At 64.6% G+C, this 19,817-nt stretch carries 22 protein-coding genes; 17 read left to right on the forward strand and 5 right to left on the reverse strand.

Annotation, left to right across the window (positions count from 1 at the left end; translation table 11 throughout):
- Positions 1-52: 52 nt before the first annotated feature.
- The 5 genes from VGL40_01535 (at position 53) to VGL40_01555 (ending at position 5,063) form a co-directional block, all read left to right on the forward strand.
- Positions 53-502 (forward strand): Hsp20/alpha crystallin family protein, encoded by a 450-nt coding sequence (locus tag VGL40_01535; GenBank protein HEY3313952.1) that lies wholly within the window; start codon positions 53-55, stop codon positions 500-502.
- Positions 503-779: 277 nt separating this feature from the next.
- Complete coding sequence (gene ftsE / locus VGL40_01540; protein ID HEY3313953.1) at positions 780-1,469, forward strand: cell division ATP-binding protein FtsE; 690 nt, start codon at positions 780-782, stop codon at positions 1,467-1,469.
- Positions 1,456-2,343, forward strand: coding sequence for a permease-like cell division protein FtsX (gene ftsX / locus VGL40_01545; GenBank protein ID HEY3313954.1), 888 nt, complete (start codon positions 1,456-1,458; stop codon positions 2,341-2,343). Before ftsE ends, ftsX begins: the two co-directional genes overlap by 14 nt.
- Before the next feature lie 46 nt (positions 2,344-2,389).
- Positions 2,390-3,610, forward strand: a complete 1,221-nt coding sequence (locus VGL40_01550) for a peptidoglycan DD-metalloendopeptidase family protein (protein ID HEY3313955.1) — start codon at positions 2,390-2,392, stop codon at positions 3,608-3,610.
- A 241-nt stretch (positions 3,611-3,851) separates the two neighbouring features.
- Entirely contained in the window at positions 3,852-5,063 is a 1,212-nt protein-coding gene (locus tag VGL40_01555) for a S41 family peptidase (protein ID HEY3313956.1), read from the forward strand.
- 85 nt (positions 5,064-5,148) lie between these two features.
- Here the strand turns inward: VGL40_01555 and VGL40_01560 are convergent, their stop codons facing one another.
- Genes VGL40_01560 through VGL40_01580 form a run of 5 tightly spaced genes read right to left on the reverse strand, consistent with a single transcriptional unit; the run spans position 5,149 to position 8,677 of the window.
- A complete protein-coding gene (locus VGL40_01560; protein ID HEY3313957.1) occupies positions 5,149-5,439 on the reverse strand; it encodes a (2Fe-2S)-binding protein in 291 nt (96 codons plus the stop codon).
- On the reverse strand, positions 5,436-6,029 hold the full coding sequence (locus VGL40_01565; GenBank protein ID HEY3313958.1) for a 4Fe-4S binding protein: 594 nt from the start codon (positions 6,027-6,029) through the stop codon (positions 5,436-5,438). The genes VGL40_01560 and VGL40_01565 overlap by 4 nt, the downstream gene beginning before the upstream one ends.
- Positions 6,026-7,168, reverse strand: a complete 1,143-nt coding sequence (locus tag VGL40_01570) for an FAD-dependent oxidoreductase (GenBank protein ID HEY3313959.1) — start codon at positions 7,166-7,168, stop codon at positions 6,026-6,028. Before VGL40_01570 ends, VGL40_01565 begins: the two co-directional genes overlap by 4 nt.
- Entirely contained in the window at positions 7,155-7,478 is a 324-nt protein-coding gene (locus tag VGL40_01575; GenBank protein ID HEY3313960.1) for a (2Fe-2S)-binding protein, read from the reverse strand. Before VGL40_01575 ends, VGL40_01570 begins: the two co-directional genes overlap by 14 nt.
- 44 nt (positions 7,479-7,522) lie before the next feature.
- Positions 7,523-8,677: an FAD-dependent oxidoreductase gene (locus VGL40_01580; GenBank protein ID HEY3313961.1), complete on the reverse strand. Its 1,155-nt coding sequence runs from the start codon at positions 8,675-8,677 to the stop codon at positions 7,523-7,525.
- 192 nt (positions 8,678-8,869) lie between these two features.
- Here VGL40_01580 and VGL40_01585 point away from each other — a divergent pair, with 192 nt between their 5' ends.
- The 12 genes from VGL40_01585 (at position 8,870) to VGL40_01640 (ending at position 19,721) form a co-directional block, all read left to right on the forward strand.
- Positions 8,870-9,670, forward strand: coding sequence for an energy-coupling factor transporter transmembrane component T (locus VGL40_01585; GenBank protein ID HEY3313962.1), 801 nt, complete (start codon positions 8,870-8,872; stop codon positions 9,668-9,670).
- Positions 9,671-9,685: 15 nt separating this feature from the next.
- The gene (locus VGL40_01590; protein HEY3313963.1) at positions 9,686-10,546 is read left to right on the forward strand and encodes an ATP-binding cassette domain-containing protein; all 861 of its coding nucleotides are present in this window, start codon (positions 9,686-9,688) and stop codon (positions 10,544-10,546) included.
- A 5-nt stretch (positions 10,547-10,551) separates the two neighbouring features.
- Positions 10,552-11,397 (forward strand): ATP-binding cassette domain-containing protein, encoded by an 846-nt coding sequence (locus VGL40_01595; protein HEY3313964.1) that lies wholly within the window; start codon positions 10,552-10,554, stop codon positions 11,395-11,397.
- A 25-nt stretch (positions 11,398-11,422) separates the two neighbouring features.
- Positions 11,423-12,217 (forward strand): amidohydrolase family protein, encoded by a 795-nt coding sequence (locus VGL40_01600; GenBank protein ID HEY3313965.1) that lies wholly within the window; start codon positions 11,423-11,425, stop codon positions 12,215-12,217.
- A 99-nt stretch (positions 12,218-12,316) separates the two neighbouring features.
- The gene (locus tag VGL40_01605) at positions 12,317-13,069 is read left to right on the forward strand and encodes an ECF transporter S component (GenBank protein HEY3313966.1); all 753 of its coding nucleotides are present in this window, start codon (positions 12,317-12,319) and stop codon (positions 13,067-13,069) included.
- Positions 13,070-13,147: 78 nt separating this feature from the next.
- Positions 13,148-14,104: a methenyltetrahydromethanopterin cyclohydrolase gene (gene mch, locus VGL40_01610; protein HEY3313967.1), complete on the forward strand. Its 957-nt coding sequence runs from the start codon at positions 13,148-13,150 to the stop codon at positions 14,102-14,104.
- 4 nt (positions 14,105-14,108) lie between these two features.
- Complete coding sequence (locus VGL40_01615) at positions 14,109-14,957, forward strand: amidohydrolase family protein (GenBank protein HEY3313968.1); 849 nt, start codon at positions 14,109-14,111, stop codon at positions 14,955-14,957.
- Positions 14,958-14,961: 4 nt separating this feature from the next.
- Positions 14,962-16,344: an amidohydrolase gene (locus VGL40_01620; GenBank protein HEY3313969.1), complete on the forward strand. Its 1,383-nt coding sequence runs from the start codon at positions 14,962-14,964 to the stop codon at positions 16,342-16,344.
- A gap of 39 nt (positions 16,345-16,383) precedes the next feature.
- Entirely contained in the window at positions 16,384-16,920 is a 537-nt protein-coding gene (locus tag VGL40_01625) for an XRE family transcriptional regulator (GenBank protein HEY3313970.1), read from the forward strand.
- Positions 16,921-17,060: 140 nt separating this feature from the next.
- Positions 17,061-17,858, forward strand: coding sequence for a methyltetrahydrofolate cobalamin methyltransferase (locus tag VGL40_01630; protein HEY3313971.1), 798 nt, complete (start codon positions 17,061-17,063; stop codon positions 17,856-17,858).
- Positions 17,855-18,493 carry a corrinoid protein gene (locus tag VGL40_01635; GenBank protein ID HEY3313972.1) on the forward strand — a complete coding sequence of 213 codons (639 nt, stop codon included), beginning with the start codon at positions 17,855-17,857 and terminating at the stop codon, positions 18,491-18,493. Before VGL40_01630 ends, VGL40_01635 begins: the two co-directional genes overlap by 4 nt.
- Positions 18,494-18,548: 55 nt before the next feature.
- The gene (locus tag VGL40_01640) at positions 18,549-19,721 is read left to right on the forward strand and encodes an iron-containing alcohol dehydrogenase (GenBank protein HEY3313973.1); all 1,173 of its coding nucleotides are present in this window, start codon (positions 18,549-18,551) and stop codon (positions 19,719-19,721) included.
- Positions 19,722-19,817: the final 96 nt, after the last annotated feature.

The following is a 19,817-nucleotide window of genomic DNA, read 5'->3' on the forward strand; positions in this document are numbered from 1 at the left end:
TTCCCAGGCGGCATGCTATGGTCGAATCTCTACAAGGGAGGATCGACCTGTCATGCCCAACGTCACCCGCTGGGAACCCTTCCGCGACCTGGCCAGCTTCCGCGACGATATCAACCGGCTCTGGACCGAGACCCTCAGCCGGTGGCCGGAAGGTGGCTGGCGAGGGGGCTGGAACCCGGCCATCGACATGCACGAGACCGATGCGGACGTGGTGATCACGGCCGAAGTTCCGGGGGTCACCCGCGACCAGATCGAACTGTCGGTGACCACCGACAGCGTGACCATCGCCGGCCAGACCGAAGGCGCCCGGCAGGAAGCCGACAAGGAACGCCACTATCACCGGCAGGAGCGCTACTTCGGCCAGTTCTCACGGACGGTCCAGCTGCCGACATTGATCGACCCGGCCCGGGCGATGGCCACCTTCCACGACGGCCTGCTGACCATCACCCTGCCCAAGTCCGAGGAACACCGGCCGAAGAAGATCCCCATTCAGCCCCGGTGACCTAAGCACGAGAGACCCAGGAACCCAACGATTTGCGAGCGAAAGTCAACTAGACAATAATCCCTCCAAGCGAGCCGCTGGTCATCCGACCAGCGGCTATTTGTTACCGCTTGGCGAAGCTTTGACATAATTGACAAAACCCAGGAGGAAACCTGACAAAACCCGTCGAAGAGAGCCGTACAACCGCTAACCGCGCCGCTTCACATAAGCACATCAAGACATAATCCGCGACCGCTGGGCGGTTGCCCGACGCCACTGCTTCGGAGGGGTTACCAGGTTGATCCAGTTCATTGACGTAACGAAGGTCTACCCCAACGACATCGTCGCCCTCAAGGACATCAACCTCGGCGTCGAACGAGGCGATTTCGTGTTCATCGTCGGTCCCAGCGGGGCCGGCAAATCCACCCTCATCCGCCTGCTCTACCGGGAAGAGACGGCCAGCCGCGGCCAGGTCATCGTCCACGGCAAGAACGTCGCTCGGCTTCGCCGTTCCTCCGTCCCCCTGCTCCGCCGGACCATCGGGGTCATCTTTCAGGACTTCAAGCTCTTGGCCGACCGCAACGCCTTCGACAACGTGGCCTTCGCCCTGGAGGCCACCGAGGCGCCGCGACGCGAGATCCGCAAGCGCGTCCCGTCCGTCCTCGAGCTGGTCGGATTGAGGGACCGGATGAAGGCCTTTCCGCACGAGTTGTCCGGCGGCGAACAGCAACGCGTGGCCATCGCCAGAGCCCTGGTGAACGGCCCGTCGATCATCGTCGCCGACGAGCCCACCGGCAACCTCGACCCCGATACCTCCTGGGGGATCATGAACCTCCTCCAGGCGATCAATCGCAACGGCGCGACCGTCATCATGGCTACTCACGCCAAGGGCATCGTCAACGCGATGAAGCGGCGAGTCGTGGCCATGGAGCATGGGCGGATCATCCGAGACCAAGCCCAAGGGGTCTACGCCCATGAAGCTAACTAGCCTCCGTTTCGGGGTCAAGCAGACGTTCCGGAGCATTCGCCAGAACGCCTTGATGAGCTTGGCCTCGATCCTGACCGTCGCCCTCTCTCTGCTCGTCGTGGGGATCTTCGGCCTGATCGCCGTCAACCTCGACCACATCGCCAGCTCCGCGGAGAAGCAGGTCGAAGTGACCGCTTTCATCAAGGATGACCTGGCCCAGCCGGCGGTCGACGCCCTCAAAGCCCGGCTCAAGGCGGTCCCCGGGGTCACCGAGGTGACCTTCGTCTCCAAGGAAGAGGCCCTTACCCGGCTCAAGGCGGTCTTTGCCAACGACCCCGGCCTCCTCGCCGAGGTCGAGGAGCAGAACCCGCTCTATCGCTCCTTCGAAATCAAGACGGACAAACCCGACGCCATCAAGCCGGCCGCCGAGGCCGTCGCCGAACTGCCCGGTGTGCTCCGGGCGACCTACAAACAAGAGCTGGTGGAGAAGCTCTTCCGGATCACCAGGGGCATTCGAGTGGCCGGGATGGTCATCATGGTCGCCCTTTTCCTGGCGATGGTCATGATCATCTCGAACACCATCCGGATTACCGTCTTCGCCCGCCGCCGCGAGATCGGCATCATGAAGCTGGTGGGGGCGACCGACACCTTCATCCGTTGGCCCTTCGTCTGCGAGGGGATGTTCCTCGGGGCTCTCGGCGCAGTCGTCACCGCGGTGACCATTTGGATCTGCTACACATGGGCTTGGAACGGTCTTCAGAAGAGCCTGCCGTTCATCCCCATCTTACCCAAGCAGCCACTGCTCCTGAATCTGACCATCCTCATCGTCGCGGCCGGTGTGGCCATCGGGGCCATCGGAAGCGCGATGTCACTGCGCCGCTTCCTGAGAGTCTGAGGCCCCGACACGGAGGTACATCAACCCTGCACGGAGGTTTTGCCCGATGACCACGTCGCCGGCCGGTCCGAAGCGCCAGAGCGACCTGAAGCTCCCGGCCACGGGCGCGCGGGTGGTAGGCCTGAAGCGTCTCGTCGCCGGCTTCGTCCTGGCCGCCATGGTCCTCGCCCCGGCGACCGTCTTCGGCGCCGGCACCGGCAACGTCAAGGACGCCCAGGACCAGCTGGATAAGATCAACCAGCAGATTCAGGACAAGCAAAGACAGCTCGGCACGGTCCAATCCCGAAAGAACCAGGTCCGGAATGAGATCAACCGGATTACCAGCCAACTGCAAAGGACTTCTCGGGACCTGGTCAGCCTGCAAAAGCAGATGACTCAGACCGAGAAGGACATCGCCCAGGCCCAGGCCGAACTGAGCGTAGCCGAAGCCGACCTCGGCAAGCGGCGCGGCTTCATCGATACCCGGGTCCGGGCCCTCTATGAGAACGGCAGCGTCAACTACCTCGAGGTCCTCCTCGGTTCCCGGGACTTCTCCGACTTCCTGAACCGCTTCGACCTGTTGAGTCAGGTCATCGCCAAGGACGTCGAAATCTACGGCCAGATCAGGACCACTCGCCAGCTGGTCTCCGACAAGAAAGCCGCCCTCGAGGACAAGCAGGCCCAGCTGACCGGCCTGAAGAAGCAGACCGAGGTCAAGAAGGCCAGCCTGGACGACAGCGAGTCGGAACGGCAGAAGGCCCTCAAGGAGTTGGCCACCCTCGAGAACGGTCTCGAGGACGACCTCGAAGCCCTCGAGAAGGCCTCTAACGAGCTGGCCGACTTCATCCGGGCCAACAGCAATGAAACCGGGCTGGCCACCGACCGCTCCCAGATCAGCCTAGCTTGGCCGGTTCCCCCGGCGCGGATCACCTCCCCATACGGCTACCGCTACCACCCGATCCTCAGGACCCGCAGACTGCATACCGGCATCGATATCGCTTCGCCGAGCGGCACGCCGATCAAGGCGGCCGAGTCCGGCCGGGTGATGATGGCCCGCTACAACTCGGTTTATGGCTACATGGTGATGATCGAACACGGCGCCGGGGTGGTCACCCTCTACGCCCATCAGCAGAACCGCCTCCAGGTCAAGGAAGGCGATCTGGTCAAGAAAGGCCAACTCCTTGGCTACGTAGGCAGCACCGGCTGGTCGACTGGGCCGCACCTCCACTTTGAGGTGCGCGTGAACGGCAACCCGGTCAGCCCGACCAGCTGGCTTCCGGCCAGGTAGGGCGGACAGGCTTGTCACCTAGGTTCAACACCGGTGTCTTCGCAGCGCGACGCGACTGGACGGCAAAAGCCGGGGCATGCCTTTTCCAAGGCCCCGGCTTTACTGATTCTTGCACGCCAGATGGCACATAATTATCCTATTGGCCGCCCGTCAGGCGATATGGTACACTTATAGGGTACCCAGTCAGAAAATTCATCGCCGCCCAGTCAAGGGCGGCCCTGTTAAATGGACGGTGAGCTGCTTGGTTTCCCGGAGAAAAGCCGTCATCTGGATGGTCGTCCTCATCCTGGGCACCAACGTCGGGACGTTCGCTCTGGCTACCGGCCAGATCCCCCTTGTCCGTGACTACGTCCGGCCTCAACTGCCCGGGGACATGGCCCAGTTCGACCAACTCTACCGGGTCATGCAGTTGATCAAGGACCGCTACGTCGACCAGGTCAGCGACGCCACCCTCGTCGAGGGGGCGAAGACCGGCATGGTCGCCGCCCTCAAGGACCCGCCGTCCTACTACCTTAGTCCGACGGCCATGAACGAGTTGCTCATCGACACGAGCGGCACCTACGCCGGAGTCGGGGTCGAGGTCTACTCGAGCAACGACTACATCGAAGTGATCGCGCCAATCGAAGGCACCCCGGCCGAGAAGGCCGGCATCCTGCCGAAGGACAAGATCATCAAGGTCGACGGGAAGGATATCGTCGGCGTGTCCACCGACGAGGTGGTCAATCTCATCCGCGGCACTCCGGGAACCAAGGTCACCCTGACCATCTTCCGCACCGGGGTCAGCGAGCCGTTCGACAAGGTGATCACCCGGGCCCAGATCGAGCTGAAATCGATCTACTCCAAGCTACTCTCCGACAAGATCGGGTACATCAGGATCACCCAGTTCTCGGAGAATAGTACCAAGCCCTTCACCGACGCCCTGACCACCCTCAAGGGGCAGGGGATGGCCGGGCTGATCATCGACCTCCGCAACGACCCGGGTGGGTCCCTCCAGACCTGCGAGGAGATCGCCGCCCAGATCCTGCCCTCCGGACCCATCATCCACCAGGTCGATCGATCCGGCAACAAGCAGACGGCCACGGCCCCCGGGCCAGGGCTGAAGATCCCCGTGGTGGTCCTCATCAATGAGGGTTCGGCCAGCGCATCGGAGATCCTGGCCGGGGCCATCCAGGACGCCGGGATGGGGGCCCTGGTCGGGACGAAGAGCTACGGCAAGGGGTCGGTGCAGACCATCTTCCCACAGCCAGGCAATACCGGCGTGAAGATAACCACCGCCCGTTACCTGACCAGGAACGAGAAGCCGGTCGACAAGATCGGCCTGACCCCGGACTACGAAGTGAAGATGGCGACGCCCAAAGAAGGCGAACCCATCATCAAGTTGGACGACCCGACCAACCCACAGCTGGCAAAGGCCATCGAGGTCATGAAGAATCTGCTGAAGCTGAAGAAGTAGCCGGTGGCATCCGATCCGGAGGTACATTGGGACGGCCCCCCCTGTCTCTCGACAGGAGGGGCCGTCTTTTCATCTTCCATCCGTTCTAGCCGGCGTCGGCACTCCCGCCGCCGCGCATCGCGGCGAGGTCACCCACCTTTATCGGCCTCACCGGCGGCCTTGAGTTGGGCCAAGCAATCTCGGCCGGCGGTGTGCCGGTCGCCTGAGAAATCATCTGCGCGACCATCCGGGCGCACGTCTTCCCCTGACAAAGCCCCATGCCGGCTCGGGTGCGTCGCTTCACGCTGTCGACGCTCCGGGCCCCATCGCGGATGGCTTCTTCGATCTCTTCTCTGGTGACTTCCTCGCACCGGCAGATGACGAGATCGTCACTCATGTCGGCCGCACCTCCCTTGGGGAACCGGGTCGGATGACTGCCTCCGAGGGCCTGATCGAGGAAGGGTCAAGGCCGCGGATTTCGCCGGCCAGCCTTGCCGGCACGGCCAGGGTGACAATGGCGGTCTGGTCGAAGGCCTTGGCCCGCCTGACCTTGACGACCCTGCCGGCCGCGATGCCTTGGCCGGCCCGGTCGGTCGCCATGACCATCTGGTCGACACTCGGCGACGGGAGACGCTCGTAGGGGAAGGAAACCAGGGCTTCACCCGTCGGCTCCCGCCCGGCCGCGCCCCCGTCCCCGGCCCTCGACAGGTCGATGACGAAGATCGCCAAACCAGGGCAGGCGGCCAGGCATTGGCCGCACCCGGTGCATCTGTCATCGTCCAACCGGGGCAGGTTGGTGATCGGCCTGCCGACCGTGATCGCTCCCCGCGGGCAGGCGCTCTCGCAAGGATTGCAGGGGATCTCCTGGACACACTCGATCACCGCCAGCGGACCACGGGCCATCCGCTCCCGGGGCGGGACCCGCCGGCTGCGGCTGAGCTCTTCTGAGGACGGGAAGCCGTCGTAGGCCACGCCTTTTTCGGTCAACGGCCGACACCCGCCTTTCCAACCTCGGGTTCTCTGTCCGGCGTCGGTCGCCCGGCCGCGAACGTCCTTACCAACTCGGCCTTAGCCAGGCGTCGGTGTTCACCGAAGGGGCCGGTCCTGAGGGCGGCGATCCTCTCTCTGACCAGACCCTTCTTTACCTCGGCCTCCTCCGAGCCGAGTCTCCCGACCGACTGAGCCACGGCCAGGCCGGCCAGCCGTCCCTCCTCCATGGCCGTGCTGGCTTCCTCGACCCCGGTGATATCCCCGGCCACGTGAATCCCATCGACGGTGGTCATCATGTCGTCATCGTGGAGTGGGACGAACCCCCCGAGCTTGGGGAAGTAACCCAACTCGCAGCCGGCCATCCGGGCCAGCTCGGTCAGGGGCGTAAGACCAACGGCCAGGCAGATCGAGTCGACATCGAGGATCTGTTCGGTCCCGGGCACCTGGTTGAACGGCTCGTCAAGGCGGCAGATGACCGCCCGCTCGACGCTGCTCTCACCCCCGGCCTCCTTAATCGTGTGAGAGAGCAGGATCGGGACGCCCGCCCGCCGGACCTTTGAGGAATGCACCCCGTATCCGCCGATCTTTGGCGCGGCCTCGACCAGCGCCACCACCTCCGCCCCGGCCTGCAGGAGTTGATAGGTGACGATCAGGCCGACATTCCCGGAGCCGATCATCAGGAAACGATGCCCCGGCAGGACCCGATGGATGTTGACCATTGTCTGAGCGGCGCCGGCCATCATCACCCCGGGTAGGGTGCTCCCGGGAAAGGCCAACCCGTTCTCGCTGGCCCCGGTGGCCAGGATGAGCCGGTCGGCCCGCAGCTCCTCAATTCCGTCGGGGGCCGACAGGCCGAGAAGGTTCCCTTCAAAGACGCCGTAGACCGCCCGATTCAGCAAGACCTTGACGCCGAGTTCCTGAGTCTCGGCGAGCAGGTCCAGGCCGATTCGATAGCCGCGGGTGCCGGCCCGATGTTCGCGGGAACCGAAGAACTTGTGAATCTGCTTGAAGAGCTGACCACCGGGCTTCCCGTTCTCGTCGACCAGGGTGACCTTCACCCCGCACCGGGCGGCCTCCACCGCGGCGGCCAGGCCCGCCGGACCCGCGCCGACGATGGCCAGTTCAGTCCGCTTCATTACCCTGCCACCTGCCTTCACCGCGCTGGGTCTCGATGACCATCCCGTCGCGAACCGGGGTGACGCATGTCCGCACGTTGGGTTCCCCATCGACGGTCATGACGCAATCGGTGCACCGCCCGATCCCGCAGAACAGCCCGCGCGGTTCGCCCCTCCGGGTGGTCAGGCGAAAGACCCTTATTCCGGCGGCCAGGAGGGCCGCGGCGATCGGCTCGCCGGCCGCGGCCCGGACGGGACGCCCGTCGACGATGATGGCCACGCTTTCCTCTTGTTCGCCTGGTCCCAGGATGGGGTGGTTGGAAACCCGCATGTAAAACGCCTCCTGATCTCAAGGGCCTTTCCTGCCCACGCGGCCTAAGACCTCTCCGGGGAGAACCCCCCGACCAGATGGCCGGTTCGTCCCCTGACCAGCAGGTCGGCGACCATTCGGCCGACCGCCGGAGCGGTGGTGAACGCCCCTTTGAAGGAGCCGCAGAAGAGCAGGTTGTCGACCTCGTGCCGAAAGCCGAAGAACGGCAGACCATCGTCGGAGTAAGGGGTTACGGCCGCCCAGGCGCGGACGATGTTCAGCTTGGCCAGGCCGGGGAAGTGCCGCAGGACCCTCTCGGCGACCTGTTTGAGACCGGCGTTGTCCAGGGCGGCCCGGTGGTCCTGGCACTCCTCCGTGTATTGCCCCAGGATGACGCTGCCCCTGGCCGCCTGGTTCAGGGCCAGCCCGACTCGGCGGGTCTCTCTGGCCGTGGCGGGGGTGAGGAAGCCGGCCCCGACCACCGGCCCGCGGATGGTCGGCGGCACCGGCTCGGTGACCATGGCCGTCCCCCGGTGAAACCGCACGGGGACATCCAGGCCGGCCAGCCGGCCGATGCTCCCCGTCCAGGCGCCGCCGGCGTTGACGAAGGTGCGTGCCCGGACCGCGCCAAGGTCGGTGAGGACGGCGATGGCCCGTTGGCCGTCCAGCTTGAAACCCCGGACCGGCGTATGCTCGGCGATGGTTGCTCCGTTCTTCCTGGCGCCGGCGGCGAACCCAAGGGTGACCCGAAGCGGGTTCAGCCTCCCCTCGAGCGGGCAGTAAGCCAGGCCGACCAGGCCATCAGGAGAGATAAACGGTTCGACCGCGGGGGCTTCTCGGGGGCCCAGGATCGACCCGGCCACGCCCCGCCGGGCCTGCCTCGCCAGAAGGCCTTTGGCCGTCTCCAATTGAGCCTCCGTGGTCAGGACATAGCTGCCGCCGGTGACCTCGTACTCCAGGTCCACCCCCAGCTCGTCCGAGAGACCGGGATAGAGTTCAAGGCTCTTGAGGGTTAGCGCCAGGTGGGCATCGGCTTCGCGGTCCAAGACGGAGGTCTGACCGAGGTTGGCGCCTGAGGCTCCGGAGGCGATTTCCCGCTGCTCCAGTAAGAGCACCTCGAGGCCCTCTTTGGCCAGGTAGTAGGCGGCGGCGCAACCCAGGACGCCCCCGCCGATGACCACCGTATCAACCTTCTTCGGCAAGTCTCTTCCAGTGTTCATGGTGGGAAAGACCTTCCACGCCTTGGATGGATTTCCTGCCAGCTAGGCGGCTTATTGTTAACGTGACTGAAAAGATTTTAATCCTACTTAAAAGCATGAAGGACTTCACCGAAGTCCCGTGGAAAAGAGGAATAAGCTCCACCATTTGGCACGTAGCAGTGTTTTTCCCATCCAGGAGAGGAGGCCGGATAGGTGACCCTCATTCAGTACTATCCCGGGGAGTCTCTGTTCCATAGGCTCGACCCCCGGGTCAAGATCCTCATCCTTCTCTTGCTGACCGTCGTCATCTTCATCGTTGAGAACTTCTTCGTCATCGCCATCATCTTTGCGACCATCTTGGCCCTCTGGACCAGCGCCCGGTTACCCCTCAAAGCGGTGGCCTCGTACTTCAAGTTCCTCCTCAGCCTCTTTGTCTTCTTGACCATCCTCCAGGCCCTCTTCTATCCAGGCACCAGGGTTCTGGTCCATCCGATCATCCCCGACGTCGTCCCGCTCCTCGGAGGCTCGGGGACCATCACCGTCGAGGGGCTCCTCTTCGGCCTGTTGATCTGCTTCCGTCTTCTCGTCCTGGTCTGTCTGCTCCCCCTGATCACCATGACCACGCCCATTCACATGTTCGCCCTGGGCCTGGTGAGGATGGGGATGACCTACAGGATCGCCTATACCGCGACGACGGCCATCAACATGATCCCGACCCTCCAAACGGAGACCGGTGTGATCATCGACGCCCAGCGCCTCAGGGGCTTCACCGTCTTCGAGAAGGGGACGATTGTGCAGAAGATGAGGGCCTATCCGGCCTTGGTTGTCCCCCTGGTCATCGGGGCCATGCGCCGGGCCCAGTTGATGGGCGTGGCCATGGACGCCAGGGCCTTCGGGGCCCTCGACAAGCGTTCCTACGTCGAGGATATCGCCATGCGTCCGATGGACTGGGTGGCGGCCGGCGTCCTCGTGGTCTACTCGGCCGCCACGCTCTTGGCCAACTTCACCCTGTAGAGAGGGGACGTACCAGTGTCTGACGTCCTGGTAAAAATAGAGAACCTGGCTTACCGGTATCCCCGGACCAAGCGTTATGTCCTGACCGACATCAACCTGGAAGTCGAGCGGGGCGAGTTCGTCGCCATCATGGGCGCCAACGGCTCCGGCAAGACCACTCTGTGCCAGTGCCTCAACGGGGTCATCCCCCACTCGCAGGGCGGCCGCCTGAAGGGCCGGGTCACCGTTGCCGGTCTCGACACTCAAACGAGCTTCACCTCCCAGCTCGCCCAGAAGGTCGGGATGGTCCTGGACGATCCGGAGACGCAGCTCTTCACAACGAAGATCAGCAACGAGATCGCCTTCGGCCCGGAGAACCTCTGCCATCCGGTCAAAGAGATCATCGAGCGGATCGGCTGGACGCTCAAGGTCGTCCGGCTCGAGGGGTTCGAGGATCGGCCCCCGACGGCCCTCTCCGGCGGGCAAAAGCAGCGTTTGGCCATCGCCGCGGCGCTGTCCATGTTGCCCGAGGTGATGGTCCTCGACGAACCCACCTCGCAACTGGACCCCGTCGGGACGGTCGAGGTCTTCGAGGTCATCCAGGAGCTCAAGGAGCGGCATGGGATGACCATCTTGATGGCCACCCACAAGAGCGAGGAGATCGCCCGCTTCGCCGACAAGGTGGTCGTCCTTCAGGAAGGCAGGATGGTCGCCTGTGACCGTCCTCAGGTCATCTTCTCCGACGCCAAGCTGATGCGCGAGACCTGGATCAGGCCCCCGCAGGTCTCGGAGTTGGCTTCGTACTTGGGCGAGCGTGGGGTGAACCTCCCGGCCTGCCCGGTGCTCAAGTCCGACGCCGTGGAAGCCGTTACCCAGCTTCTGTCAGCCAAGGAGTGAAGACAGTGGAAGAACCGGTGATTCAGGTCCAGAACCTCACCTACACCTACCCCGGCGGCTTCACGGCTCTCCGTGAGATCAACTTCAGTGTCCGGAGGAACGAGTTTGTTGGGATCATCGGACAGAACGGCGCGGGCAAATCGACCCTCCTCAAGAACATCACCGGGCTGCTGACGCCCGCCGTCGGGCGGGTGGTCGTCCACGGCTTTGACACCCGGCGGGCCAAGGTGGCGGACATCGCCACCCATGTCGGTTTTGTCCTCCAGAACCCCGACCGGCAACTGTTCGCCCAGACCGTCCGGGAAGAGGTCGCCTTCGGACCCAAGAACCTCGGCCTCCCGGATTCCGATATCGAGGAACGGGTCCAGACCGCCCTCGCCTATGTGGGACTTGAAGGCAACCGGGAGGGCTTCCCTCCGGCCCTGAGCAAGGGCGACCGGGCCAAGGTGGTCATCGCTTCAGTCCTGGCCATGCGGCCGGAGCTGATCATCCTCGACGAGCCGACCAGCGGACAGGACTATCGGGGCTGCTATCAGATCATGGATATCGCCCGTGCGTTCCATCAATCGGGCCACACCGTGGTCGTCGTCACCCACCACATGGCCCTCGTCGCCGAGTACGCCGACCGGGTCATCGTCATGGGCAACGGCAGCATCCTCATGGACGACACGACTCGCAACGTCTTCGCCCGGCCCGACCTTCTCCGTCAGACCTACATCACGCCGCCCCAGATCACCCAGGTCGCCTCCGAGCTGAATGGGGCCGTCGGTCTGACGGAAACCGTCCTCCGCGTCCCCGAGCTCGGCGAGGCCGTCCTCCGCCGGCTGGGCGGGAAGGTCCCCCAGAACTAACCCCCATCGTCGCCGGAGGACCCCGATGATCATTGACGGCCATGTCCATTTGACCCGGCCCCTGTCCATGCTCCTTGAAGGGATGAACGCGGCCGGTGTCGACCGGGCGGTAGTCTGTTCGGCCGGCCTGGCCGAGGGCGAGACGATCACCGACCTGGCCACCGCCCGCCTGGGGATGGACCGCATCGCCCGGGCAGGGGCGCAGGCGGGTTACGGTGCCGACCGCCTATGGGCAATCAACGAAGGGCTGGCGGCGGCCGTAAAAGCTTCCAGCGGCCGAATCGGAGCCCTCGGGAAACTCGATCTCCATCTGCCCGACGAGGTCGTGGCCCATGAACTCGAGCACCTCCGCGACCTCGGCCTGTGGGGCGTCGGTGAGACCGTCGGTCTCCACGGTCGGGTCGAGCGGCTTGAGCCCGTCCTCCGGGCGTTATCAAACGCCCCTCGGCCGGTGCTTCCGGTATGGATCCATGGGGACTACCCGATGGATGCGGACGACCTGGAGCAGGTCCTGGCCCTCGCCCGAGGGTACCCGGCGGTCCCCATCGTCATCGGCCACCTTGGCGGGGACCATTGGATCCCGGTCATCGACGGGGCCCGCCGGCTGGACCATGTCTACCTCGATACCTCCGAGGCCGTGAACCTTGTCGCCGTGCGGGTGGCCGCCGCGGAAATGCCTGACCGTCTCCTCTTCGGTTCCGATTTCCCCTGGGAAGACCCGCGGGTGGCCTTGATGCGGGTCGGGCAAGTGGGTCTGGAATCGCCGGCGCTCCAGAGGATTCTTGGACAGAATGCGCTGGCTCTCTGGCCAAACCTTTGAAAGTCGAACTCCCGGATGACCGCGGCGGGGAGGAGGCGTGGTGAAAGAGCTGCCGGCCTCTCGGGAGTCGACGGCCCAATGATAAAAGGAGGAGCAGCCATGACCAATCCTGTTGTTACCGGCCGGGAAGCGGGACTCAAAAAGTACCTTGGGACGACCCACCCCGCGGTAATCGCCGTCTGGGCGGCCCTGATCGCGGTAGCGAACCTACTCCCCTCGATTCCCTTGATCGGCACGGGTGGTACCTTCAGTGTCAGCGCGGCTCTACTTCCCCTGGCCGGAATCTTCTTTGGTCCTATCCCGGGCGCCGTCTGCGCCGCCATCGGTCAGTTCATCGGTCAGATCCTCGCCCCGCACATCGCCTGGCTCGGCATGGGGACCTTCATCATCGGGACGACCAACGCCCTCGTTGCCGGCTTCATATCTCGTAAGAACTGGGTCGCTCCGGTGGCCATCATCGCCCTCTTCACCCTCCTCTGGTTCACCACCGCCATCGGCCAGCAGGCCGTCCTCTTCCCGATCGTGGTCTACGGTTCGGGTATCGTCATCGGTCTGGTCGGAGCTCTCTGGGGAGCGAGGCTGCTGGAGAAGGACAACCCCGTGGGTCGAGGCGTCGCCATCTGGCTGGCCTCCTACGCCGGCTTCATGGCCGCGGCCGCGGTCGGCAACTACCTCGGCATCCTGGTCGTCAAGATCCCGGCCAAGGTCTGGAATGTCCTGGCCTTCGTGACCCCGGTGGAACGGACGATCTTCTCTCTGGGCGCCATGATCATCGGTATTCCGCTCCTCGTCGGCCTCCCGAAGATCGGCATTTTCGTGGGCCCGCAGCCCAAGGAAGAAGACGACGACTGAGCTTCAGCGTTTCGGGCGGAGGAGGTCCAAAGCTCCTCCTCCGCCCGGGCCCCTAATTTGCCGGAGGTGACCGACAGAGTGTTCAGTGTCAACGAAGAAGCCGCGAAGATTGCCCGCCGGATGATCTCCGAGGCTGACCTACTCAACATTGAAGTTAGCAGGCTGGACAACGGTGCGACCGTTCTCGACTGCGGGGTTTCCGCGGCCGGGGGATGGCTGGCCGGAAAACACTTCGTCGCCGTAACCATAGCCGGACTCGGCGAAGTCGCCTTCGGCACCTTCCAACTCAGCGGACTTGTCCTTCCCTCGATCGACGTCTACGTCGACCGGCCGGGGATCGCCTGCCTGTCGTCGCAGTTCTCGGGGTGGCGCATCCCCGGGGTCAGGTACAACACCCTGGCGCCGCTCGGGTCCGGGCCGGCCCGGGCCATCGCCCAGAACGACAAGTTCTGCAAGCCGGTCCCTTACGTGGACAAGAACCACGAGGTCGTCTGGGCCATCCAGACCACCGTCCTTCCGGATGTCGCCATGACCGATTCGGTCGCCGCCGCCTGCGGCGCCGAGCCGGAGAACCTCTATGTCCTGGCCGCCGCCACCGGGAGCTTCGCCGGGGCGATGCAGGTCGTCGCCCGCAACGTCGAGCCGGCCATGTGGCGCGTCGCCTCCCAGGGGTTCGACCCCAACAAGGTCATCTGCGGTTACGGTTCCTCTCCGCTCCCGCCGATCGTTCGCGACGAACTGAAGGCGATGGACCGGGTCAACACCTCCCTCCTCTACGGGACCAGTGTCCTCCTCTACGTGGACTGCACCGACGCCGAGGTCGAGGCGGTCATCGAGCGGCTGCCGCTCTCGGGTTCCCGGCTGTACGGTGAAGAGTTCATTGACATCTTCGAGCGGGGGAAGCGCGATTTCTATGAGATCGACAAGGACGTCCATACGGTGGCCCGCTTCACCATCAACAACGTCGCCACCGGACGGACTTACAGCGCCGGAACCATCCGTCCCGACCTGCTGGAAAAGTGCTTCTCCAGATAGACCAATGATCATCGATGTGCACAACCACGTTCTCTCGCCGGAGGTCATCGCCGGGGCCCGCCACTACATGACCCGGGATGCCCACTTCAAGACCCTCGGGGAGAGCCCGAAGAACAAGTACGCCACCGCCGATGACCTCGTGGCCGAGATCGGGGCGACCGGCGTCGACCAGGCGGTGGCCTTCGGTTTCGCCTTCAAGGACCAGGGCTTATGCCGGGAGACCAATGACTACGTGATTGACGCCGTTCGGCGCTACCCGGGTCGGTTGATCGGCTTTGCCTGCGTCTCTCCTCTGGCCCCGGGTCTGGAGGCGGAGCTGACCCGGTGTCATGAGGCCGGTCTGGTCGGTGTGGGCGAGCTGTTCCCCGATGGCCAGGGCTACGACATCTCCGACCAGGCCCAGGTGGGGTTGCTGGCGGGCGTCTGCCGCGAGCGGGGGATGCCTATCCTTCTCCACACCAATGAGCAGGTCGGGCACGCCTACCCGGGGAAGGGGGTCACCGGACCGGTCAGGGCGGCGGCCTTCGCCGAGCACAACCCCGGGGTGACGGTCATCCTGGCCCACCTTGGTGGGGGGCTGCTGTTCTATGAGCTGATGCCGGAGATGCGGCGCATCCTCCGCGACGTCTACTACGATACCGCCGCCATGCCCTTCCTCTACGACAAGGCCCTCCTCCAGGCCGCCGCCACGGCGGGGGTGCTGGAGAAGGTCCTCTTTGGAAGTGACTACCCCCTGCTATCCCCGGGCCGCTACGTCGAAGAAATCGACCGAGTGGGCCTGGACTCCTCACAAAAGGCCCTCATCCTAGGAGCTAACGCCGCACGGGTGATCCCAACCGCCACGGGGAGATGATAACTTGGCGATTCTGATCAAGAACGCCAGATACCTGATTCAGGACGCGGATACCGTCCTGGAGGGGGCCGACCTCGTGATCCGGGGCAACCGGATCGCTTCGGTCTCACCGACCGGGGGAGAGCCCGGCGTCGGTGACGGCGCGGGCGCCGGACCGGTGGAGGAAGTCATCGACGCCACGGAGAAAGTAGTTATCCCGGGCTTCGTCAACGCCCATACCCATCTGTACCAGAACCTCCTGAAGAACGTGCGCGAAGATCTCCCTCTCAAGCAGTGGTGTGAAGAGGTCACCTTCCCCTTTGCCGACGTTGTCCATCAAGACCACTGGCAACGCAACGACATCTCGGTCGGGTACGCCTGGTCGGTCCTCGGGGCGATGGAGATGGTCCGCTCGGGGATAACGTCCTTCATCGACATGGATCTTACCCTGGACACCATCTTCGAGGCCTGGCTGGACGTGGGTGTCCGGGGCATCGCGGCAATCACCATGGTCAACCGTTGGGTGCCGAAGGACCTGATGCGAGACGACTCAGTCCGCAAGGCCGAGGTCCTGTCCTACGTTGATCGGTGGACCGGCTCGGCTGGGCGGGGACTGGTTCAAGTCGTCCTGGCCCCGTCCACCCCGTTTGCCTGTACCCCTGATATGCTGGCCTGGATCCGCTCGATTGCCGACCAACGGGACCTCGGAGTCCAGACCCATGTCTCCGAGACCCGGTGGGAGGTCGAGCAATCCACCAGGGAGACCGGGACCACCCCCCTGGCCTATCTCGACTCGCTCGGTTTTCTGAAGGGCCACCTCACCGCGGCCCATTGTGTCCACCTGACGGCGGCCGAGATTGACCTGGTCCAGGAGCGGGGGGTCATCCCCATCTACAACCCCAAGAGCAACATGAAGCTGGGCAGCGGGGTCGCTCCGGTGGCCCGGATGCTCAGGCAGGGCATCCCCGTCGCCCTGGCCACCGACGGGGCGGCTTCCAATGATATCATGGACATGTTCGAAGAGATGCGGGTCGGGGCACTGCTCCAGAAGGTGGCCGCCGAGGATCCCTCGGTCATCTCCGCCCGGGACATGTTCCGAATGGCCACATCGAACGGCGCCCGAGCCGCCCGGCTCGACGCCGGTGAGCTGAAGCCGGGGAAGCTCGCCGACCTTGTCATCCTGGACCTCAACCAAGTGCACACCTCGCCGATTCACGACATTGTCCAAGCCCTTGTGCTCTGTGGAAAGGCAGCCGACGTGGAGACCGTCCTCATCGACGGCAAGGCAGTGATGCGCGACCGGAGGTTCACGACCATCTCTGAGGAGGAGACCTTCCAACGTGCAGTGGCGATCGGAGCGGACCGCTATGAACGGTCCCGGCAGAAGACCCTCAAGGCCGAGTTTTAGACCAAAACCGGTGGCGACACGCCCGGTGGCGGCCTACCTATGATCGGGCCGCTGATCAAGAAGATCAGGCAGGAGAACGGGATGAGCCAGACCGAACTGGCCGTCAAGACCGGATTGACGCCGAGCTTCGTCTCGCAGTTCGAGCGCGGCCTGACCGAGCCGTCGCTGGCCACCCTCCGGAGGATCTGCGAAGTCCTAGGGGTCTCCATGTTCCAGTTCCTGGTCGGGGACGAAGAGGTCAACCCGCTGGTGAAAAAGGATCAGCGGAAGCGGATCGTCTTTCCCAAGTCGAACCTCGTCCATGAACAGTTGACCAGGAGCGGCGGCCGCAAGCTGGACATGTCCTACAGCGTCCTGCCGGCGGGGGTGGTCTCCAGCGATGAACCGCTGAACCATGCCTGCGACGAGTGCATCTTCGTCCTCAGCGGCCGGCTGGAGATCCGCCTGGGCGAACAGCTGTACCTGGTTGACGAAGGTGACAGCATCTACATCGACGCGCGCACGCCTCACCAAATGCGGAACATCGGGGAAGATGAGGCCCGCATCGTCATGTGCAGCGCGCCGGCGATTTTCTGAGCGGCCTTGGTGGCCGCCAGGCACCATGGACGAGAGGTCAACCCGCTGGGGGAGCCCTCTCGTCCATGCTTTGTCAGCCCTTTCCCGACCAGCCCATGGGCCGTTGCCGCGCTGACCGCGGCCGAGAGGAGGACCGGTAGATGCAGATTGTCGGTGAACTGATCAACAGCAGCCGCAAGGGGGTTCAATCGGCGGTGGCCGCCAGGGATGTCGCCTTCATCCAAGACCTGGCCCGAAGACAGGTCGCGGCCGGGGCCACGATGCTGGACATCAATGCTGGGACTTTCCTCGAGGCCGAGCCAGAAGCCCTGGAGTGGCTGGTCAGGGTGGTCCAGGAGGCCGTCGACCTGCCCCTGTGCCTGGACAGCCCCAACCCCGTCGCCCTGGAACGCGCCCTCCGGACCCACCGGGGGAAGGCCCTGCTGAACTCGATCACCGCCGAGGAGGAACGACTCTCCTCGCTGATCCCGTTGGTTATAGAGTCTCAATGCTCCGTGGTCGGCCTGCTCATGGACGACGGCGGCATCCCGCAGACCCTGGAGGACCGCCTCCGCATCGCTCACCGGCTGGTCTCAAGGCTGACGGCGGCCGGTGTGCCGGCCGGGGACATCTTCCTTGACCCGCTGGTCCAGCCGGTCGGCGTCTCCGGGGCCTACGGCCCGGTTGTCCTCGAGACCATCCGCCGGGTCGTCAGTGAGCTGGCCCCGGTTCACACCATCTGCGGGCTGTCCAACGTATCTTTCGGGCTACCGGCCAGGAAGCTCCTGAATCGGGCCTTCGTGGTGATGGGGGTGATGAGTGGTCTGGACACGGTCATCCTCGATCCCGAGGACCAACAGCTGATGGGACTCCTCGCCGCGGCCCGGGTCGTCTCCGACCGGGATGACTTCGCCCTCGAATACATCAGCGCTTTTCGCGCCGGGAGGCTGGCCGAATGACCACCGAGACCCTCCAGCGGATTTCGGATGCCGTGCAGCGTGGCGACGCCAAGGTAGGCGACCGGCTGACCAGGGAGGCTCTGGCGGGGGGGACCGCCCCTGGGATCATTCTCACCCAAGGCCTTCTCACGGCGATGGCCACCATCGGGGCCAGGTTCAAGGCCGAGGAGGTCTTCATCTCCGAGGTCCTGATGGCCTCAATGGCCATGAAGGCCGCGATGGGAGTGCTGAGGCCCCTTCTCTCGGCCGGCGAGGTGCAAACGAAGGGGACCTTTCTCCTCGGCACGGTCAAAGGGGACCTCCACGACATGGGTAAGAACCTAGTCGCGGCAATGGTCGAGGGGGCCGGGTTCACGGTCGTCGACCTGGGCGTCAACGTCCCGCCCGAGCGTTTCGTCCAGGCCATCGTCGAGCTTAGACCCCGCCTCGTCGGGCTGTCGGCCCTCCTGACGACGACCATGCCCTGGATGAAGAAGACCATTGAAGCGATCGACCGGGCCGGCCTCCGGGAGTCGGTCAGGGTCTTTGTCGGGGGAGCCCCGGTGACCCAGGACTTCGCCGACCGGATCGGAGCCGACTTCTATGCCCCGGATGCCGCCAGCGCCGCGGAGCTGGCCGTCCGGGCAGCCCGGTGACGACTCGGCGGGCGCTGTGTGGTCGATGATCCAACCAATTAGAGGGGTGAGTAATGTGGCCATAAGCTCGAGGAAGTTCTTCCTTCCCACGGACGTCCGGTTCGGCCGGGGAGCCCTGGCCGGGTTCGATGACTTCGTCCGGCCGGGGGAGCGTGTCTTCATTGTCGCCGACCCCGGAGTCGAGAAGGCCGGCCTGGTCAAGCCGGTCCAGGAACGCATCGCCGGCAATAAGGGCGAGACGGTCGTCTTCAACCGGGTCGAGCCCAACCCGACCTCCCAGATAGTCCTCGAAGCGGTGGCGGAACTGAAGAAGTCCTCGGCCACCGCCGTGGTGGCCGTGGGGGGCGGGAGTTCTCTCGACGTCGGTAAGGTCGTGGCCGCTCTGGCCACCAACGATGGCCCCCTCGAGGAATACCAGTGGCACGACAGGCCCTTCACCATCGAACCATTGCCCTTCATCGCCATCCCCACCACGGCCGGGACCGGCAGCGAAGTCACCCGGGTGGCGGTGATCGTTGATCGGAAAGTAAAGAAGGGAATCAACTCCGATCGCCTCTTCCCCCGGGCCGCGTTGGTCGACCCCGAACTGATGACCGGGTTGCCGCCCAGACTCACCGCGGCCACTGGGTTGGACGCCCTCAGCCACGCGGTCGAGGCCTACGTCGGGATAAACGCCAACTCCGCGACCGACGCCTGGGCCCTGGAGGCGATCAAGCTGATCGGCCGTTCCCTGTGGCGGGCCTGCGGCTGCGGGACCGACCTCGGGGCCCGCGAGGACATGGCCGTGGCCAGTACCCTGGCCGGAGCGGCCATGGACCAGGCCGGCCTGGGCATCGTCCACTCGATGGCCGGGCCGCTGTGCACCCATTTCCACCTCCCCCACGGGGAAGCCAACACGGTCCTGCTCCCATACGGCATGCGCTTCAACCTGATGGCCAGGCCGGAGCGGTTCGCCACGATTGCCTCGGCACTGGGTTGCCAGACCACCGGACTCAGCCCTTGGGAAGCCGGGCTGAAGGCGGTCGAGGCGGTCGACCAGCTGATCCGGGAGAGCGGTCTGGACGTCAACCTGGCTGCGTACGGTCTCAGCGCGGCCGATGCCGACCTCATCGCCGAGGGGACCGAAGAAATGATGTTCCTGTTGCGTAACAACCCACGCTTGCCCTCCCGGCAGGAATGCCGGGAAGTCTTCCTGGCTACGCTGGAGAGGAGGAACCCCGTTCTCTGAATTCAGCCCCTTGCGTGGGATGACCCTGACAATGCTATAATGGACATTGGAGCAGACCTTCGGGCTGCAAAAACAGAGAGCCGCGATCGCCCGCTC

This window comes from Bacillota bacterium (assembly GCA_036504675.1).
Lineage (GTDB): Bacteria > Bacillota > Sulfobacillia > JAJYWN01 > JAJZPE01 > DASXUT01.

Excerpts from the sequence above, each read along its gene's own strand:
- VGL40_01535 (HEY3313952.1), top strand. The coding sequence starts at position 53 with ATGCCCAACGTCACCCGCTGGGAACCCTTCCGCGACCTGGCCAGCTTC.
- ftsX (HEY3313954.1), top strand. The coding sequence starts at position 1,456 with ATGAAGCTAACTAGCCTCCGTTTCGGGGTCAAGCAGACGTTCCGGAGC.
- VGL40_01550 (HEY3313955.1), top strand. The coding sequence starts at position 2,390 with ATGACCACGTCGCCGGCCGGTCCGAAGCGCCAGAGCGACCTGAAGCTC.
- VGL40_01560 (HEY3313957.1), bottom strand. The coding sequence starts at position 5,439 with ATGAGTGACGATCTCGTCATCTGCCGGTGCGAGGAAGTCACCAGAGAA.
- VGL40_01570 (HEY3313959.1), bottom strand. The coding sequence starts at position 7,168 with ATGAAGCGGACTGAACTGGCCATCGTCGGCGCGGGTCCGGCGGGCCTG.
- VGL40_01575 (HEY3313960.1), bottom strand. The coding sequence starts at position 7,478 with ATGCGGGTTTCCAACCACCCCATCCTGGGACCAGGCGAACAAGAGGAA.
- VGL40_01580 (HEY3313961.1), bottom strand. The coding sequence starts at position 8,677 with ATGAACACTGGAAGAGACTTGCCGAAGAAGGTTGATACGGTGGTCATC.
- VGL40_01600 (HEY3313965.1), top strand. The coding sequence starts at position 11,423 with ATGATCATTGACGGCCATGTCCATTTGACCCGGCCCCTGTCCATGCTC.
- VGL40_01605 (HEY3313966.1), top strand. The coding sequence starts at position 12,317 with ATGACCAATCCTGTTGTTACCGGCCGGGAAGCGGGACTCAAAAAGTAC.
- VGL40_01615 (HEY3313968.1), top strand. The coding sequence starts at position 14,109 with ATGATCATCGATGTGCACAACCACGTTCTCTCGCCGGAGGTCATCGCC.
- VGL40_01625 (HEY3313970.1), top strand. The coding sequence starts at position 16,384 with ATGATCGGGCCGCTGATCAAGAAGATCAGGCAGGAGAACGGGATGAGC.
- VGL40_01630 (HEY3313971.1), top strand. The coding sequence starts at position 17,061 with ATGCAGATTGTCGGTGAACTGATCAACAGCAGCCGCAAGGGGGTTCAA.
- VGL40_01635 (HEY3313972.1), top strand. The coding sequence starts at position 17,855 with ATGACCACCGAGACCCTCCAGCGGATTTCGGATGCCGTGCAGCGTGGC.